General features: G+C 38.1%; 15 protein-coding genes and 1 other annotated feature. Of the genes, 7 read left to right on the forward strand and 8 right to left on the reverse strand.

Annotated features, from left to right (window positions below; translation table 11 throughout):
- Positions 1 to 12: 12 nt before the first annotated feature.
- Together JFL43_RS14590 and pepV are read right to left on the reverse strand one after the other, a co-directional pair.
- Positions 13 to 1239 carry a right-handed parallel beta-helix repeat-containing protein gene (locus tag JFL43_RS14590; protein ID WP_200749603.1) on the reverse strand — a complete coding sequence of 409 codons (1227 nt, stop codon included), beginning with the start codon at positions 1237 to 1239 and terminating at the stop codon, positions 13 to 15.
- 116 nt (positions 1240 to 1355) lie between these two features.
- The gene (gene pepV / locus JFL43_RS14595; protein ID WP_200749604.1) at positions 1356 to 2747 is read right to left on the reverse strand and encodes a dipeptidase PepV; all 1392 of its coding nucleotides are present in this window, start codon (positions 2745 to 2747) and stop codon (positions 1356 to 1358) included.
- A gap of 342 nt (positions 2748 to 3089) precedes the next feature.
- Here pepV and JFL43_RS14600 point away from each other — a divergent pair, with 342 nt between their 5' ends.
- Positions 3090 to 3311 carry a DeoR family transcriptional regulator gene (locus JFL43_RS14600; RefSeq protein WP_100794574.1) on the forward strand — a complete coding sequence of 74 codons (222 nt, stop codon included), beginning with the start codon at positions 3090 to 3092 and terminating at the stop codon, positions 3309 to 3311.
- Between the two features lie 170 nt (positions 3312 to 3481).
- Here JFL43_RS14600 and JFL43_RS14605 read toward each other — a convergent pair whose 3' ends face one another.
- Both JFL43_RS14605 and JFL43_RS14610 read right to left on the reverse strand, forming a co-directional pair.
- A complete protein-coding gene (locus JFL43_RS14605) occupies positions 3482 to 4189 on the reverse strand; it encodes a pseudouridine synthase (protein WP_200749605.1) in 708 nt (235 codons plus the stop codon).
- 9 nt (positions 4190 to 4198) lie between these two features.
- Positions 4199 to 5806, reverse strand: a complete 1608-nt coding sequence (locus tag JFL43_RS14610) for a putative polysaccharide biosynthesis protein (protein ID WP_100794576.1) — start codon at positions 5804 to 5806, stop codon at positions 4199 to 4201.
- 126 nt (positions 5807 to 5932) lie between these two features.
- Here JFL43_RS14610 and JFL43_RS14615 point away from each other — a divergent pair, with 126 nt between their 5' ends.
- Both JFL43_RS14615 and JFL43_RS14620 read left to right on the forward strand, forming a co-directional pair.
- Positions 5933 to 7198, forward strand: a complete 1266-nt coding sequence (locus JFL43_RS14615; RefSeq protein WP_200749606.1) for a BaiN/RdsA family NAD(P)/FAD-dependent oxidoreductase — start codon at positions 5933 to 5935, stop codon at positions 7196 to 7198.
- Between the two features lie 514 nt (positions 7199 to 7712).
- Positions 7713 to 8030, forward strand: coding sequence for a hypothetical protein (locus tag JFL43_RS14620; RefSeq protein WP_200749607.1), 318 nt, complete (start codon positions 7713 to 7715; stop codon positions 8028 to 8030).
- Positions 8031 to 8227: 197 nt separating this feature from the next.
- Here JFL43_RS14620 and leuS read toward each other — a convergent pair whose 3' ends face one another.
- From leuS to JFL43_RS14640, 4 genes are all read right to left on the reverse strand, one after another.
- Positions 8228 to 10642 carry a leucine--tRNA ligase gene (leuS, locus tag JFL43_RS14625; RefSeq protein WP_200749608.1) on the reverse strand — a complete coding sequence of 805 codons (2415 nt, stop codon included), beginning with the start codon at positions 10640 to 10642 and terminating at the stop codon, positions 8228 to 8230.
- 84 nt (positions 10643 to 10726) lie between these two features.
- Positions 10727 to 10942, reverse strand: a binding site (T-box leader).
- Positions 10943 to 11549: 607 nt separating this feature from the next.
- Complete coding sequence (locus tag JFL43_RS14630; protein WP_200749609.1) at positions 11550 to 12206, reverse strand: 3-oxoacid CoA-transferase subunit B; 657 nt, start codon at positions 12204 to 12206, stop codon at positions 11550 to 11552.
- A gap of 18 nt (positions 12207 to 12224) precedes the next feature.
- Positions 12225 to 12914 carry a CoA transferase subunit A gene (locus tag JFL43_RS14635; protein ID WP_200749645.1) on the reverse strand — a complete coding sequence of 230 codons (690 nt, stop codon included), beginning with the start codon at positions 12912 to 12914 and terminating at the stop codon, positions 12225 to 12227.
- Positions 12915 to 13039: 125 nt separating this feature from the next.
- On the reverse strand, positions 13040 to 14218 hold the full coding sequence (locus JFL43_RS14640; protein ID WP_200749610.1) for an MDR family MFS transporter: 1179 nt from the start codon (positions 14216 to 14218) through the stop codon (positions 13040 to 13042).
- Positions 14219 to 14383: 165 nt separating this feature from the next.
- On the opposite strand from JFL43_RS14640, the gene JFL43_RS14645 reads away from it, so the two are divergent.
- The 4 genes from JFL43_RS14645 (at position 14384) to JFL43_RS14660 (ending at position 17679) form a co-directional block, all read left to right on the forward strand.
- Positions 14384 to 15343: a TIGR01212 family radical SAM protein gene (locus tag JFL43_RS14645; RefSeq protein WP_200749611.1), complete on the forward strand. Its 960-nt coding sequence runs from the start codon at positions 14384 to 14386 to the stop codon at positions 15341 to 15343.
- The gene (locus tag JFL43_RS14650) at positions 15340 to 15915 is read left to right on the forward strand and encodes a tRNA (mnm(5)s(2)U34)-methyltransferase (protein ID WP_200749612.1); all 576 of its coding nucleotides are present in this window, start codon (positions 15340 to 15342) and stop codon (positions 15913 to 15915) included. The genes JFL43_RS14645 and JFL43_RS14650 overlap by 4 nt, the downstream gene beginning before the upstream one ends.
- Positions 15916 to 16064: 149 nt before the next feature.
- Positions 16065 to 17132 (forward strand): type III polyketide synthase, encoded by a 1068-nt coding sequence (locus JFL43_RS14655; RefSeq protein WP_200749646.1) that lies wholly within the window; start codon positions 16065 to 16067, stop codon positions 17130 to 17132.
- Between the two features lie 4 nt (positions 17133 to 17136).
- Positions 17137 to 17679, forward strand: a complete 543-nt coding sequence (locus tag JFL43_RS14660; protein WP_234447799.1) for an isoprenylcysteine carboxyl methyltransferase family protein — start codon at positions 17137 to 17139, stop codon at positions 17677 to 17679.
- The last annotated feature ends 122 nt before the right edge of the window (positions 17680 to 17801 follow it).

Raw genomic sequence — 17801 nt, forward strand, 5'->3', positions numbered from 1 at the left:
ACCGAGCGACTTTTAATACTCAGTAATATATATTTTCTCAGGCTTTAAGAGATTTTGGAATGCCTCATTCGATATGCGGATGAAGAATTCTTTCATATTATGCCCTTTATTCATTTCTAATGCTTTTTTATTTTTTTCACTTAAGTCATTAAAAATTGGTTCATAATCTTCGCCAGTACCATTATTTTGCCAAACCATAAATTGCATTGGACGGTTCACATTAGTAAATACATTATTTTGAAAAGTTGGATTAACCGCACCGCTAGCTAAAATGCCACGTAAACTTACTTTACCATCATTTATATTTGTAAATGTGTTATTTTCAATGACTGAATTTGACCAGTTCATAACACGAATAGCATCCGAACGTGTATTGGAAATCTTATTATTTCGAATAATAATATGATCATGGTATTTACCACCGGAATATTTATGTGTACCTATTGCTCGATCAACCTTATTGAATGTATTGTTTTCCATTCGAACATTAAAGTTTGGTTGTGCATCGAATTTACTCCAAATTTGACTCCATCCACCTGTTGAAGCATCTGGTGTATCTATATTGATGGCTTCTTTATTGTACCCTTCATATTTTTTCGAACCATCAAATGTACAATTTTCTACAACTACATTTTTGGAAGCATCTAATTCTATAAAGTGGCCTGAATACATATTTTTAAATGTGAGATTACTTATCTCCACATTTTGGTTATGACCCATAATAATTGAGATAGCACCTAGATCATACTTCATATCGATTGTTACTTGCCCTTCTCCAATCAATGAAATATTCTTTTCTCCATTAAATTTCCCGTATGCATCATCTTCTCTTGCTTTCGATGGGCGCACTAATTGGAATATTGATTTTGACGGCTTCATTTTAGATGTGCCGGTTTTTTTTCCTTTTATAATTTTAACACCATCGTTAAATTCTATCGTAACGTTAGATGCTACATACAAAGCATTTGTAATCGTATATGTACCCTTCTCCAAGATAAGCTTACCGCCACCCGTTTTTTCTAACTTTTCGAGATATGATCGTAACATATAATATTGCTCTGTATAATCGTTATATGTAGAATAATTCATCAGATTCTTATTGAGAGGCTCTGATGAAGGTGAAACCGTGTAGACAGGTTTTTCAGTTGCATCCGCTGTCGTAGATGTTATGTATGTTAGTAAACTAAAGAATAGAACTGTTGCTACGATTAAAAGACTGTTTTTTCTCAAATTAGACATTGATTTAATAGCTCCTTTTATCTTAAAAGTAATATTCAACAAACCCCCATCCAAATAATTGAAAGGGGGTTAATAATTAGTCTACTATATTTTCCCGCTTCAAAAAAGGTAAAAATTTATTTTGTTGCTAATTCAACGATAGCATCTGCATAAATGGCAGCTGCTTTTACTAAGTTTTCAACTACTACAAACTCATCCGCTTGGTGGGCGATATCTGGTTCACCAGGGAATAACATACCGAATGCCACACCTGTTTTTAATTCACGGGCATATGTGCCACCACCGATTGATAATAATTCAGCTTTTTCTCCGGTATTGCGTTCATAAACTTTAAACAACTTTTGAATTAGCTCTTCTTTTTCATCTACATAATGCGGCTCAGAGTTTTCTGGGATATCTAAAGCAAATCCAGCTTTTGCAAGGTTTTCTTGAACTGCTGTTATTTTCTCATCATATGGATATGTGACAGAATAGCGCATACTTACTTGCACTTCCCCACCTTTACCCGCAGTAAATTCTATAACTCCCGCATTGAAGGTTGTGTCACCCGACATATCATCATTAAAAGCCAGTCCTAATGCATGACCACGCGTTTCTTCGCCAAAGGCTGTTACTAGAAATTGAACAAATTCTTTCGACTGGGGTGATGTTAATACAGTGTTCAAAAATGCCGCTAATTTAACTGCTGCATTGACACCTGCATCTGGCTCCATTGCATGTGCAGATTTCCCTTTAACAGAAACAGTGAAGACATCTCCTGCTTTTTCAATCACACCTTGTAAATTCTCATTTTGTAAATACGCATGGAATGCTAATTCAAAATCAGCTGACACATTTTGAATCATTGCTTCGGCAAAATCAGGTACCATATTCGTACGGCGTCCTGCTTTTAAAGAAATTAATTGTTCGTTTTTAGACGATTTTTGCTGCTGGCTAAATACTAATACAGCAATCCCTTTTTCTGCATTAATAATTGGAAAATCAGCATCTGGTGCAAACCCTAATGTTGGCATTTCTTCTTTTTCAAAATAACGATTTACACAACGGAATCCTGTTTCTTCATCAGAACCAATGATTAATCGAACACGGCGATCTAATTGGATCCCCGCATCTTTTACCATTTTCATCGCCAGCCAAGCAGCCATTGTTGGTCCTTTATCATCAATTGCTCCGCGTCCAAATAATTTACCATCTTCCACAGCGCCACCAAATGGCGGATGTACCCAATCACTACCCGCAGGCACAACATCTACGTGACAAAGGATTCCAACTAATTCTTCACCAGAGCCCATTTCAATATGACCAGCCATATTGTCGATATTTTTTGTAACTAAGCCTTGATCTTCACCTTTTTGTAACAACCATTTCATCGCTTTTAATGGTCCCACTCCAAATGGTGCATCTTCAGAAATAGTTGCTTCATCTAAAACACTTTCTATTTGCACTAATTCCTGTAGCTCTTTTATTAATTCATCTTGTCGTGCTTCAGCTTGTTTTAACCAGTTCATTTAAATTCCTCCCTACACTTCTTGAGTCTATTTTACACCTTACTCGTTCTACGAAGATAGAAATAACATACCGTTTAACAAAACACGAACATTTTACCAATAGACCCATTAAATAATTCGTTAATAACTATGAACATCCTGTTACAACTTTGTAAATGTAAACAAAATGATGGAAAAGTACAACGTTTTTCGCTATAATTGAATTGTCAGATAATCATATTCTGACCAACAACTAAGAGAAGGGGATGTCTAAGGCAAACGAAAACAAGCCTGAAATACCTCGCAAATATTGTCGTCCGCTAGTCTTTGCCATGAGAATTAAGATGAAGGAGTGGTTCAACCTTGAAACCAACTACTGATCGGATGCTCAATCGTATTAAAGATGTGTATATGTACATTCTTAGCAATGGGACTGTATCGACACAGGATTTAGTCGATGAATTCGGCATCACTCCTCGCACCATTCAAAGAGATTTGAATGTGTTAGCCTTTAATGACTTGATAGAAAGCCCAAGTCGAGGTAACTGGACAACGACGCGTAAAAAAGTGAAAATGACATCTTAGAAAGATTCGACGAGTTTGATCTCACGCTTTTCGTTGAACACGACGTTTAACTAATTGCCTTAACTAGATTTAACATGCTGATGGTAAAACGTCCTCACAAATGAACTTCCATATTTATTAATATGTAAAAAAGAATGACCATGCTGCGTCGCTTGGTCATTCTTTTTGTTTTAAGATTTTAAGCTATTTAATTCTTCTTCCGTCAGCTCTCGGTACTCGCCAAGCGCTAACTCCTCATCTAACTGCAATGCGCCCATTGAAAGACGTTTTAAATACGTCACCTTTTTTCCAACAGATTCAAACATACGCTTTACTTGATGAAACTTCCCTTCAGAAATTGTCAATTCAATTTCAGAGGTAGGGCCTGCATTTAAAATGACTAACTCACCAGGCTTCGTCATATAACCATCTTCTAACATCACACCTTTAGAAAATGCTTCAATATCCTCTGTCGTTACTTCTCCATCAATTTTTGCATAATAAACTTTAGGTACATGCTTTTTCGGTGACAATAAATTATGCGTCAATGTACCATCGTTTGTGATTAGCAGTAACCCTTCTGTATCTTTATCTAAACGACCTACAGGGAACGGTTCAAAATGTGCATGAAATGGTTCTAACAAATCGATTACCGTTTGATCATGCAAATCTTCCGTTGCAGAAATGACGCCTGGTGGTTTGTGCATCATTAAATAAATGAATTCTTGATAATGCACGCGCTCTCCTAGTACGGATACATTTTGTTCAACGGGATCTACATGTTTTGAAACATCTTTTTCTACTACCCCATCGACCGTTACTGCTTTCATTTTTAGAAGTTGCTTTACTTCTTTACGTGAGCCGTAGCCCATATTGGATAACAATTTATCTAAACGCATTTTTTCCTCCTACATACCAAACTTACGTGAAATCCTTGCAATACGTTCCCCTAATAACTTTTGAGCTAAGCCAATTCGTAGTGAAAGGAAAGCATAAACAACTCCCCCTACACATGAACAAATTACTACATATATTAGCGCTAACCCCTTAGAAGGATCAGGTACGATCAATGTTAACCCTTTATGCACGACAATAACAAATGCAGCCATAATAATAGTTAATACAATAATTAATATTGAACGTCTAATGACCATTTTTGATCTATAATCTAGCGCTTTTTTTAATACAACCATATTGATTAGAATAGAAACCGTATAGCCAATCGCAGTTGCTAATATAGCACCTTTTGTTTGCATCGCTTCTATCAAGGGTATATTAATTGCCAGTTTAATCAAAATACCTGTTAATAAGCTAAAGACAATCCATTTTTGATAGTCAATGCCTTGTAGTAATGCCGCAGTTACTTGAAAGAACGCAAATAAAATGGCAACCGGTGCATAGGCAGCTAAAATGCTCGACCCTGCTGCACTATTTGAAAAAAGCACATGGTACAAATCAGTAGATAACAGTGAAATACCAACTACAGCTGGTAATGTTATAAACAATAGTATTTGATACGTTTTATCCATTGCATTTATCAACGCACCATGTTGTTTTTTCGTATAATATTGTGTAATCGTTGGTACTAAAGCCATTGAAAAACCAGTTGCAAGCATAACAGGTATAATGACAATTTTATGTGTATTGAAATTTAACATACCAAGATAAATATCCGTTACTTTAGAAAGTCCAATATTCGTCATCGCGGTATTGAATGTCAGCATATCTACCAATTGGAACAGCGGATTAGCCACCCCAACGAAAACAAATGGAATGGAATAACGAATAACTTCTGAATAAATTTCTTTATATGATAACTTTCCTGAAGAAACACTTTGCGCAAGCTTCAAATCAAACTCCGGCTTCAAGCGTTTCCAATAATAATACATGACTATTAATCCTCCGAGTGCTCCGATAAATGCTGAGAACACCGCAAATGACACAGCCGTTTTGGCCGCACCACTAAATACCTTCATTACTAAAAACGAACCGACTAAAAGTGCAATAATTCGTACAATCTGCTCAACTAATTGCGAAATAGCAGTTGGCTTCATATGGTCATAGCCTTGGAAGAATCCTCGTAATAAACTCATAAACGGCACGACAATAAGTGCAAAGCTGACCCAACGAATAACTGAAGCTATTTGATCAACTGTGAAAATTTGTTCCTCATCTTTAATTACTAAATGTGCAATCGGCGTTGCTAAGAAATAAAGTAATAAAAACGATAAAAAACCCGTGATTGTCATAATGAGCAAACCTGATTTCACAAGCCTACGCCCTGATTCATAATCACCGAGACTATTGTATTTCGATACAAATTTTGAAACTGCAATCGGCGCGCCAGAAATAGCCACTGACAGCATTATTGTATATGGAATGTAGGCATACGAATATAACGCCACATTTTCTTGCCCAATAATGGCATAAAACGGGAATATGTAGACGAGGCCAAGTACTTTCGATAAAAACATACCAATTGTTAATATGGCAGTGCCCTTCATTAATGATGACATAAAAACCTTCCATTCTCCGTAAAACTAATGAACCTACATGATAGTTTACAACTCCAAGAACAATTACTCAAATAGTTTATTTAAATCATGTATAATAAATACTAAAAAGAAAGCGAGTTCACATATATGTATGACGTTATTATAATCGGTGGGGGTCCCTCAGGGCTCATGGCCGCAATTGCAGCTGGCACTGAAAAGAAAAAAGTTTTACTGCTCGAAAAAGGAACAAAATTAGGCAAAAAATTAGCTATCTCAGGAGGCGGTCGCTGTAATGTCACAAATCGTCTACCTGTTGAAGAAATCGTCAAGCATATTCCAGGGAACGGTCGATTCTTATACAGCCCATTCACTGTTTATAACAACGAAGATATTATCGCCTTTTTCGAAGGCCTAGGTGTTGCATTAAAAGAAGAAGATCACGGGCGCATGTTCCCTGTCTCCAATCGTGCACAAGATGTTGTAGACGCCATGATTAACGAATTACATCGCTTAAAAGTGGATATTCGTTTAAGTACGACCGTTAGTAAATTAGTAATGGATGATGACAAAATTCTAGGTGTACGCTTCGCAAATGGTGAAGAAATACGCTCAAATGCAGTCGTAGTCGCAGTTGGCGGTAAAGCCGTACCACAAACAGGTTCAACAGGAGACGGCTATCCATGGGCTGAGAAGGCCGGTCATACCGTAACAGACCTATATCCAACAGAAGTACCATTACTATCTAACGAAAACTTCATCCGCCTGCGCGAATTACAAGGCTTAGCACTACGGGACGTAGCTGTTTCCGTACTAAATAAAAAAGGCAAACCATTAGTAACCCATCAAATGGACATGCTTTTTACTCACTTCGGTTTAAGCGGTCCTGCGATTTTACGATGTAGTCAATTTGTTGTAAAAGAAATGAAGAAAACTGGCGGACAACCTGTCACAGTCCGCATTCAATCACTAATGGATTACAACGAAGAATCCGCATTCCAAATGCTCTTTAAATTAGCAAAAGACGAACCAAAAAAAGCATTAAAAAACGTTTGGAAAGGCATCGTACTTGAGCGCTGGCTGTTATTCTTACTAGAGCGTGCTGGCCTTGACCCACAGTCTATCGGCGCTGATCTTGCTGCCGATAAAACACGGTTATTTTCAAAAGAATTGGTCGCATTTGAAATGACCGTTAATGGTACACAACCACTAGAAAAAGCTTTCGTTACTGGTGGCGGCGTTTCAGTAAAAGAAATCGAGCCGAAAACAATGGCTTCTAAAAAGAAACCTGGGCTATATTTCTGTGGCGAAATTTTAGATGTACACGGATATACAGGCGGTTATAATATTACTTCTGCACTTGTGACTGGGAGAATTGCTGGGATGAGTGCAGCAGGGTTTGTTGAGGAAAAATAATAGACGTACTTATAAATTAGGACTATCTAAAAGTCCCTAAAATAAAATGCGAGAGGAAATACATAATGTTCTTCCTCTCGTAATCTATTTACTTGCTTATCTTGCAACACGACTGAACATGACCATTAATAATAGGACAACTGTTGCAATACTGATAGACATTACTAGAGAAGCGGGAACGAATACTCCAGCTAATAATCCGACTACTGTGACCATCCCCAACAGGGTGAAAACTGGAGAATTCCTGAAAATTAGGATTCCATCAAGTTGATACCTCCTAATTTTTTCAAGATACTTATAGTATAGACACTTAGCAAAAAATTGTTTAATAGTATGTATTTTACTCATTTATTTGTGGTTTTCATAAGTAGCTATACGAATTTCAAAGCATATTTGTGATTCTTACTTTTTACATATAAGTATGATTACTTTAGAATAAATTCCATACACTAAAAAGGTTATTACTATTTTCATTCGTCAATTGATTAGTATAACTATTCAGGAGGTCATGTAAATGTTTTTTATCCCATCAACTATTGCGTTTTTATATGAATTATTACTAGCCATTCCGATTTTAGGTGGCGCTATTATGGTTGGCTCTGGTTATTCAGCTTTAGTAACTGCGCTCATTATTCATGCAATCGTTTTTGCTCTCCGCTTTGTCACTGGTCACTCAAAAGTTGTGCCGATTATGTCGATTCTTTTAACCTTACTCACTTGGATTCCTTTAATTGGGTGGGCGATTCATGTTTTAATCGCAGTAGCTTATTTGATAGATATTTTTATTGGCATAGGCCGAAACCCTAAACATATTAGCATGCAAGATACTTGAGATCTCTCATAAAGAATACACAGTTTCTTTTAAAGTAGAAGCTGTGTATTTTTTTGCGATTATGGGCATTTTATGGCTCATCCTATATGAAAATACAAAAACCACGCCCCTCTTTCATGCTAGAGAGAAGGCGTGGTTTGTTTTTTAACACAAATAGTACTAGGGAACGGCTCCTTAATACCGATGTTTCCATCAGTTTAGATTGCTACAATATTTACAAGTTTCCCTGGAACAGCGATAATTTTCTTGATCTCTTTACCTGCGATTAGTTCCGCAATTTTGTCATCTGCTAGAGCAATTTCTTGTAGCTCTTCACGAGATGCATCTTTTGCCACTAATAGTTTTGCTTTTACTTTACCGTTTACTTGAACAACTACTTCGATTTCGTCGTCAGTTAATTTCGACTCATCGAATGTTGGCCATGTTGAGTAAGTTAATGTATCAGGATGACCCAGTTTAGCCCAAAGTTCTTCAGCAATGTGAGGAGCGATTGGTGCTAACATTTTAACGAAACTTTCAGCGAAAGCTGTTGGCACAACATCTGCTTTGTAGCATTCATTAATGAATACCATCATTTGTGAAATTGAAGTATTAAAACGAATTTGTTCGTTGTTTTCAGTCACTTTTTTCACTGTTTGGTTATACACTTTCTCTAACGTTGTATCATCAGAAGATTGGATTTTGTCTGATAATGTTCCATCTTCGTTGATAAATAGACGCCATATGCGATCTAAGAAGCGGCGTGCTCCGTCAAGGCCATTCTCAGACCATGGAATAGATGCTTCTAGTGGTCCCATGAACATTTCATATAGTCGAAGTGTATCTGCACCGTGGCTTGCAATGATATCGTCAGGATTTACGACATTGCCTTTAGATTTAGACATTTTTTCGTTACCTTCACCTAAAATCATCCCTTGGTTGAATAATTTCTGGAATGGTTCTTTTGTTGGTACAAAGCCTAGGTCATACAATACTTTATGCCAGAAACGAGCATATAGTAAGTGTAGAACAGCATGCTCTTGACCACCGATGTAAATATCAACTGGTAACCAGCGTTTTAGTAGTTCTGGATCTGCTAGCATTTCATCATTTTTTGGATCGATGTAGCGTAGGAAGTACCAGCTTGAACCAGCCCATTGCGGCATAGTATTTGTTTCACGACGACCTTTTTTACCTGTAACAGGATCTACAACATTTACCCATTCTTCAATATTTGCAAGCGGTGATTCACCTGTTCCACTTGGACGAATATCGTCAGTTTTAGGTAGAATAAGCGGTAGTTCTGATTCATCAATTGTCGCTACTTCACCATCTTCCCAATGGATTACTGGGATTGGCTCGCCCCAATAACGTTGACGACTGAATAACCAGTCACGTAGGCGGTACGTAATTTTCTTCTCACCGACACCTTTTTCTTCTAACCACTCGATTGCTTTCGCGATACCATCAGTTTTATCAAGACCGTCTAAGAAGCCAGAGTTAACATGTTTGCCTTCGCCAGCATACGCTTCTTTTTCGATATCGCCACCAGCTACTACTTCTACGATTGGTAGTTCGAATTGTTTTGCAAATTCGTAGTCGCGTTCATCATGTGCAGGAACAGCCATAATTGCACCAGTACCATATGTTGCAAGAACATAGTCAGCAATCCAAATTGGCATTTTTTCGCCGTTAATCGGATTTACTGCATAAGCGCCTGTGAAGACACCCGTTTTTTCTTTCGCTAAATCAGTACGTTCAAGATCTGATTTCATTTTCACTTCGTCTAAGTAAGTTGCTACAGCTGCTTTTTGTGCATCCGTTGTGATTGCTGCTACTAAATCATGTTCAGGCGCAAGAACAGCATAAGTTGCACCAAACAAAGTATCAGGGCGTGTAGTGAATACACGGAAAGTTTGACTCGCACCATCAATTGTAAATGACACTTCTGCTCCTTCAGAGCGGCCAATCCAGTGACGTTGCATATCTTTAATGTTTTCTGGCCAATCAACATCTTCTAAATCATCGATTAATCGGTCAGCATAAGCAGTAATTTTCAGCATCCATTGTTTCATTGGGCGGCGTTCAACTGGATGTCCCCCGCGCTCAGATTTACCATCAATTACTTCTTCATTGGCAAGTACTGTACCAAGTGCTGGGCACCAATTAACAGGTACTTCATCAATATAAGCTAATCCTTTTTTGAATAATTGAATAAAAATCCATTGCGTCCATTTGTAGTAGCTAGGATCTGTTGTGTTAATTTCGCGATCCCAGTCATATGAGAAGCCAAGTTCTTGGATTTGGCGTTTGAATGTCGCGATGTTTTTTGCTGTAAATTCAGCTGGGTCATTTCCTGTGTCTAAAGCGTATTGCTCAGCTGGTAGACCAAATGCATCCCAACCGATTGGATGTAGTACATTGTAGCCTTGCATACGTTTGAAACGACTTAAAATATCAGTCGCTGTATAACCTTCCGGGTGTCCTACATGTAGCCCTGATCCTGATGGATAAGGGAACATATCTAATGCATAAAATTTCGGCTTTGATTCGTCATTGACAGTTTTAAATGTGTTATGTTCTGCCCAATACGATTGCCATTTTTTTTCGATCTCTAGATGATTGAAATTCAATTGTTTCTCCTCCTTAAAATAGCTTTGAGCTAATTGTCACAATATTCGTGTACTTTAGGTAAAATAAAAACTCCCGTCCCTAGAAAAAGGGACGAGAGCTTAGAAAGGTTCCCGCGGTACCACCCAAATTAGTGTTTTACACTCAACTTGATTCCTTAACGCGGAAAACGGCTTTGGTTACGTTTGTATTCACCATTGCAGACTCCAAGGCGAGTTCAATTTATCTCTTTACTAGCTCACACCACCCGCTAGCTCTCTTGAAAATCAAATAAATTTACTATTCCTTATCTCAGTCTTGTTATATTGAATCTAATTCTAATCGAATAGTACGAAAATGACAAGCAATTTAAACAAGCGCGTATTTTAAGGGGTTTGAGTAAATAAAAGGAGCGTCTTTAATACACTATGTAAAGGTGAGGATTTAGTGCAAAAGATAAGAATTCATGAGAAATGCTTTTTTCTATTCATCATTCTATTCGTTTTAACCGGGCGCTCTAACAATAAAACTGCACAAGAAGAAATTTAGATGATTTAACCTTACATTCTATGAAAAAATGGCTCCTTCAGTTCTAATTCTTTACATTAAATGATGGGGGCAGGGGTATATACATTGCCGTTATGTCCTGTTTTATTGATTACTGGCAGCTTCGGTGGTTTTACTGGCAACTTTGGATACTTTACTGGCAACTTTTCATGGTTTACTGGCAACTTCGAGCACTTTACTGGCAACTTTCAAAATAGTCACCACAAAATACATATAGGGGTATACACGCTTTCCCATTTTCACACAGTAACAAAAAAAGGACAGTCTCATAAGTCAATTTTATGACCAAGCGACGCCCTTATTTTTTCAAAGGATTTGCCCTTTTGAGACAATCCATTTCGTTTTTATGCTTTCAAATATTCTTTATCTAACTACTACGTTTTCTTGTACTTTATCTATATTTAAAACTGCTCCAGTAGCTGCAACAACTTCATCTACTGTGTAGCCTTCGAAAACTTCTCGTAGTACTAACCCTTCAGTTGTTACATCGATGACAGCTCGGTCTGTAATAATCATATCAACAACTGATTTCCCTGTTAATGGTAAGTCGCAAGCTTTTTTAATTTTTGGTGAGCCATCTTTTGCAACATGCTCCATAATGACGATAATTTTCTTAGCGCCATGCACTAAATCCATCGCTCCGCCCATACCTTTTATCATTTTCCCAGGAATCATCCAATTGGCAAGGTCGCCTGTTTCAGACACTTCCATACCACCTAAGATCGCTACATCGATATGACCTCCGCGAATCATCGCAAATGATTCAGCATTGCTAAAAAATGCTGATCCAGGAATAGTCGTCACTGTTTCTTTTCCTGCATTAATCAAATCTGGGTCCACTTCTTCCGCAGTCGGATAAGGTCCTATTCCTAATAAGCCATTTTCTGATTGCAGAACGACCGCCTTATCCGATGCTATGTAATTTGCCACTAATGTTGGCATACCAATTCCTAAATTCACATAATTCCCATCAGCAATTTCCTGCTCTGCTCTGCGTGCAATTAATTCTCTAACATTCATATCTCAAAGCCCCTCTCTTTAAGTACGAGTCGTTAAGCGTTCAATTCTTTTTTCCTGATGCGCTTCTAAAATACCTTGTACGTATATACTTGGCGTCTGAACTTGGTTTGGATCAAGATCACCCACTTCTACAATTTCTTCCACCTCTGCAATTGTAAAAGTACCTGCCGCAGCCATTATTGGATTAAAGTTTTGTGCTGTTTTGTTATAAATTAAGTTACCAAAGCGGTCTGCTTTTGCAGCTCTTATTAAGGAAAAGTCTGCATGCAACGCTTCTTCTAATACATATTCCTTACTATTAAATACGCGTATTTCCTTCCCCTCAGCAACAGAAGTCCCCACTCCTGCTGGTGTAAAGAATGCTGGAATGCCTGCTCCGCCTGCACGAATTTTCTCGGCTAATGTCCCTTGAGGAGTTAGCTCCACTTCGATTTCACCAGATAGCACTTGACGTTCAAATTCTTTATTTTCTCCTACATAGGAGCCAATCATTTTCTTAATTTGCTTTTTTTTCAGTAGTAATCCAAGTCCCCAATCATCGACTCCACAGTTGTTTGAAATGATCGTTAAATCTTTCACTTCTTTTTCAACTAAAGCTAAAATGAGTTGCTCTGGAATTCCCACTAAGCCAAATCCACCGACCATAAGCGTCATACCATCTTGAATAGTAGCGATCGCTTCACTTGCTGAACTATATATAGGCTTCATATTCAATACCCCTTCCTTCATTTGAAATTTCTCCCTCTTCTATTTTCTCAAACAAATAACAAATATTCAAATTCTGGCAAATATATATCTTTAAGTATTATTTTCTATTAAAAAAGCTGAAAGTCTTAAAGACTTTCAGCTTCCTTCTTTTTCAACGGTCGATCATAAAGTACATAAGGCACAATCGCAATCGCTAGGAAAATCGTTAGAATGATGAACATGATATGCATACCAAATTGATCTGCCATTACGCCCCCTATGAAAGGCCCAATCATACGACCAATCATCGCTGCACTATTGACGACACCTTGATAAAAACCATCTCTCCCTTTTGGTGCCAATGTGCTAGCAATTGTTGGAATTGCCGGCCATACGAACATTTCACCAAAAGTTAATATGATAATTGCGACCATGAACATTTGGAATGATTCTGCAAAGCTAACTACGATAAAAGACACAGCAAGAATTGCAACGCCCAATACAAGCTGAGCTTTTATTAAATGCTCCAACTTTTTCACAATAGGGTTAATAAGTGGTTGCGCTATAACAATAAGTAAACCATTAACTGTCCAAAGTAAACTATACTGTTTTAGAGAAATACCTAAATCCTGTGTATGGGATGAAATCGTCGTTGTCCATTGCGAATAAGCGAACCAGCAAAATAGAAAGCCTGCTGACAATATTAATAGTGCTGTAAAAGATGATTTGTCTTGCACACGTTTACTCTCACTAACAACAGAACTTGGTGCCAAGGACGGGACACCCATTTTCCGAAAGCCGAAAAAAGCAATGATAAAGAATAAGATATACATGATTAAATTAGCACTAAATAAATAATCAAAGCTATATGATGCTACGACTCCAGCAAGGGCAGGGCCAATCGCCACACCTAAATTTTGGGCTAAGTAAATCGCATTAAAGCCTCGTCTTCCCCCTTCAGGCCAAGCAGTCCCAACCATTGCGAACATACTTGGAAAAACGATTCCACCACTAAAACCAATCAGTGTTAAAAACCACACATAATGCGGCCAACCATGCCAAATTGTCAGTCCAACTAAACCGATGATTGTCACGACCGTACCAAATAGTATTGTTTTATAACCACCGAATCGATCAAATAAAATACCACCTAGTAAATTCCCAACAACACCTGCAGCCGCATTCGCCATTAATACAAGCCCTGCAACAGATAAAGTTTGCCCAAGATGATCGTGCATATAAATTGTATTTAAAGGCCATAAAAATGAGCTACCTGTCACATTCACAAGCATCCCAATAATTAATAGCCAGACACTTTTTGGCATACTGATGACCTCCATTATTTCGGATAACTAAATAATTTTATTTCATTTTCACTATTTCAACAACCCCATTATGCTTTTTATATGAATTTTTTCTTATAGAAACAAAATGATTCGTTGTATAGGTCATTCCCATGTTAAAATAGTTCGTTAGAGGAGTGAAAATGCATGACTGAAAATTTATTTCCGTTCCCTTCCGATGGGAAACGTTATTATACATGGAATCGATATTTACGTGATGAGTTTGGACATAAAGTATATAAAGTAGCTTTAGATGCAGGTTTTGACTGCCCAAACCGTGATGGTACCGTAGCATTTGGTGGGTGCACATTTTGTAGTGCAGCTGGCTCAGGTGATTTCGCCGGTGAGCGCGTTGATCCAATTCCAGTTCAATTCGAAAAAATAAAACATAAGATGGAGCAAAAATGGAAAAACGGAAAAACAATGGCCTATTTCCAAGCGTACACAAATACACATGCTCCACTACCCATATTAAAAGAAAAATTTGAAGCGGCATTAGCTCAAGACGGTGTGATGGGCATTAGTATCGCTACTCGTCCTGACTGCTTGCCAGACGATGTTGTTGAATATTTAGCTGAGCTTAACGAACGTACTTATTTATGGGTCGAGCTAGGCTTACAAACTGTTCATGAAAAAACGGCGACAATGATTAACCGAGCACATGACTTTGCAACATATGTTGAAGGAGTCGAAAAATTACGCAAGCACAATATTCGTGTATGTAGCCATATTATTAACGGGCTCCCACTTGAAACAAATGAAATGATGATGGAGACAGCAAAAGCTGTCGCTAATCTCGACGTACAAGGCATTAAAATTCATCTTCTTCATTTATTAAAAGGCACCCCAATGGTTAAACAGTACGAAAAAGGGATGCTCGAATTTTTGGATAAAGATGAATATATTAAACTTGTAGCTGACCAGCTTGAGATCATCCCACCTGAAATGATCGTCCATCGAATTACAGGTGATGGACCAATTGACTTAATGATTGGACCAATGTGGAGCGTTAACAAATGGGAAGTATTAAATGGGATTGACGCGGAGCTTGAAAAACGCGGCAGCTGGCAAGGCAAGTTTTACAATGTGGAAGTGCCCGCTAAATGAAGCTTCAGCGCGTATTGCAATATACAAAAGCCTTACTAGAAGATACAGTTGTAGCTGGTGATATTGTTATCGATGCGACTGCTGGTAACGGGCATGATACAGCCTACTTAGCAGAGCTTGTTGGCGATACAGGGCATGTCTATGCTTTTGATGTACAGCAGCAAGCCGTAGATGCCACAAAATCAAGGCTAGTAGAGCAGCAATTAGACAAGCAAGCTACCGTTATTTTAGACGGCCACCAAAATGTAAAACAATATGTATCAGAACCTATTAGCGCAGCTATTTTCAATCTTGGGTATCTTCCTGGCAGTGAGCATTCGATTGTCACAAAGCCTGGCACAACGATTGAAGCTGTTTCTGACCTATTAGATTTATTAAAAGTAGGGGGTATGATCATACTCGTTGTTTATCACGGCCATGAAGGTGGCAAGGAAGAACGTGACAAGCTACTAACCTATGTCAGTGATCTGCCACAGAAATACGTTCATGTATTACGCTATGAATTTATCAATCAAAAAAATGATCCTCCATTTATAATTGCTCTTGAGAAAATGAAGAATCTACCAAAATAAACTTTCAATACGAGACTTTCCATCACTGGCAATATAGTTGATGAAAGTCTTTTTTTATGTCTAACACTTCATTCATCTGTAAAAATATGAATAAAAGCTATGGAACATAGTGATACTTGTAGTACCCTACATTATTAAGGAGAATCATGATGCCAAAAATCCATGCCGTTAGTACATATAATCCTCCCGTTTTATTATCACAAAGCGAGGCTGAGCATTTTGTTCGCAATATCTTTTCTAAAAAAGTTACACAGTTAGAACGCTATTTACGCGTCTTCGAAAATGGCGAAATTGAAAATCGCCATCTCACTATGCCTATCGAATGGTATAAGCATGACCATGATTTTGCTGAACGCAACCGACTCTATATTGAACATGCCGTGTCCTTTGGGATGATCGCGATTGAACATTGTTTAGCAAAGGCTGGTGGGGTAAGTACTAAGGATATTGATGCTATTATTTTCATCTCTAGCACCGGTATTTCCACTCCAAGTATTGAAGCGCGAATCATGAACAAGCTCCCTTTTTCTGAACATGTTGTGCGAATACCTATTTGGGGATTAGGTTGCGGAGGTGGTGCAGCTGGAATAAGTCGTGCTAATGATTATTGCATTGCTCATCCTGCAGCGAAGGTTTTAGTCGTCTGTGTGGAGCTATGTAGCCTTACTTTTCAAGCAAATGATTTCTCTAAAAGCAATCTTATCGGTACATCTCTGTTTGGAGACGGCGTTGCATGTGCACTCGTTTGCGGGGACGCAGTTATGGCCCCCTCTCGTAGCCCGCTACCGGCCATCCAAGCAACTGCATCTAAATGGCTCCCAAATTCAGAGGATGTCATGGGATGGGCTGTTGAAAACACTGGACTGCATGTTATTTTTGCCAAGAGTATTCCGAGTGTTATCGAAAATTGGTTAGCACCTTTTGTAGAGGAATTCTTACAAGCCAATAAACATACACTAACAGATCTTGATCATTTCGTGGCACATCCGGGTGGCAAAAAAGTATTAGATGCATATGAAACAGCTTTGCAAATAGATCCGCAATTACTCATACCAAGTAAAACCATTTTGCAGCAGCATGGCAATATGTCATCCCCAACTGTTTTATATGTATTAGAAGAAACAATGGCAGAGTTTGCTAAAAAGGGAGATACCGGCTTAATGGCCGCATTAGGTCCTGGCTTTAGTGGCGAATTATTACTCTTAGAATGGAAGTGATGACTTGCTATTTTTTATCGTCTTTACGCTAATTTGTGTACAACGTTTGGGTGAATTGATGGTTGCACGGTCAAATGAACGCTATCAAAAAGAACGAGGGGCTATCGAAGCAGGGCAAGAACATTACCCACTAATCGTCTTGTTGCATGTCCTTTTTTTATGTAGCCTACTCTTGGAATATATTTGGTTCAAACCTACACTTAGCCTGCTTTGGCCATCTCTATTAATAGCCTTTTTAACATTGCAATTTGCACGCGTATGGGCCATTCAATCACTCGGTCGCTTTTGGAATACGAAAATTATCATTTTACCCGGAGCCAAACTTGTAAAACGAGGACCATATAAATGGATGCCACATCCAAATTACGCAATTGTTGCTCTTGAAATCGCCGTTATCCCTCTAATTTTTCAGGCATATTATACCGCTATTCTTTTTACGCTACTCAATTACGGCATGATGCTTATACGCATTCCAATAGAAGAAAAAGCGCTAGAGCAATATGGTGAATACACTCATCTTGAAAATGATAAAATATCTAGTCAATAAATAAGCGCCACTACTTAGCTACAATTTGCTAAGTAGTGGCGCTTTACTATCAATTACACCTCGGCTTAATTGCGTCCGGAGGCTTAACAGGATTCAGTCGCGTTTGAACGCCCACTGAATAA

Origin of the sequence: Viridibacillus soli, from assembly GCF_016612995.1 — a bacterium.
Taxonomy (GTDB): Bacteria; Bacillota; Bacilli; order Bacillales_A; family Planococcaceae; genus Viridibacillus; species Viridibacillus soli.

Bases quoted from the DNA above. Each gene is read 5' to 3' on its own strand.
- JFL43_RS14590 (WP_200749603.1), bottom strand. From the start codon at position 1,239: ATGTCTAATTTGAGAAAAAACAGTCTTTTAATCGTAGCAACAGTTCTA.
- pepV (WP_200749604.1), bottom strand. From the start codon at position 2,747: ATGAACTGGTTAAAACAAGCTGAAGCACGACAAGATGAATTAATAAAA.
- JFL43_RS14605 (WP_200749605.1), bottom strand. From the start codon at position 4,189: ATGCGTTTAGATAAATTGTTATCCAATATGGGCTACGGCTCACGTAAA.
- JFL43_RS14610 (WP_100794576.1), bottom strand. From the start codon at position 5,806: ATGTCATCATTAATGAAGGGCACTGCCATATTAACAATTGGTATGTTT.
- JFL43_RS14615 (WP_200749606.1), top strand. From the start codon at position 5,933: ATGTATGACGTTATTATAATCGGTGGGGGTCCCTCAGGGCTCATGGCC.
- JFL43_RS14620 (WP_200749607.1), top strand. From the start codon at position 7,713: ATGTTTTTTATCCCATCAACTATTGCGTTTTTATATGAATTATTACTA.
- JFL43_RS14630 (WP_200749609.1), bottom strand. From the start codon at position 12,206: ATGAATGTTAGAGAATTAATTGCACGCAGAGCAGAGCAGGAAATTGCT.
- JFL43_RS14635 (WP_200749645.1), bottom strand. From the start codon at position 12,914: ATGAAGCCTATATATAGTTCAGCAAGTGAAGCGATCGCTACTATTCAA.
- JFL43_RS14640 (WP_200749610.1), bottom strand. From the start codon at position 14,218: ATGCCAAAAAGTGTCTGGCTATTAATTATTGGGATGCTTGTGAATGTG.
- JFL43_RS14645 (WP_200749611.1), top strand. From the start codon at position 14,384: ATGACTGAAAATTTATTTCCGTTCCCTTCCGATGGGAAACGTTATTAT.
- JFL43_RS14650 (WP_200749612.1), top strand. From the start codon at position 15,340: ATGAAGCTTCAGCGCGTATTGCAATATACAAAAGCCTTACTAGAAGAT.
- JFL43_RS14655 (WP_200749646.1), top strand. From the start codon at position 16,065: ATGCCAAAAATCCATGCCGTTAGTACATATAATCCTCCCGTTTTATTA.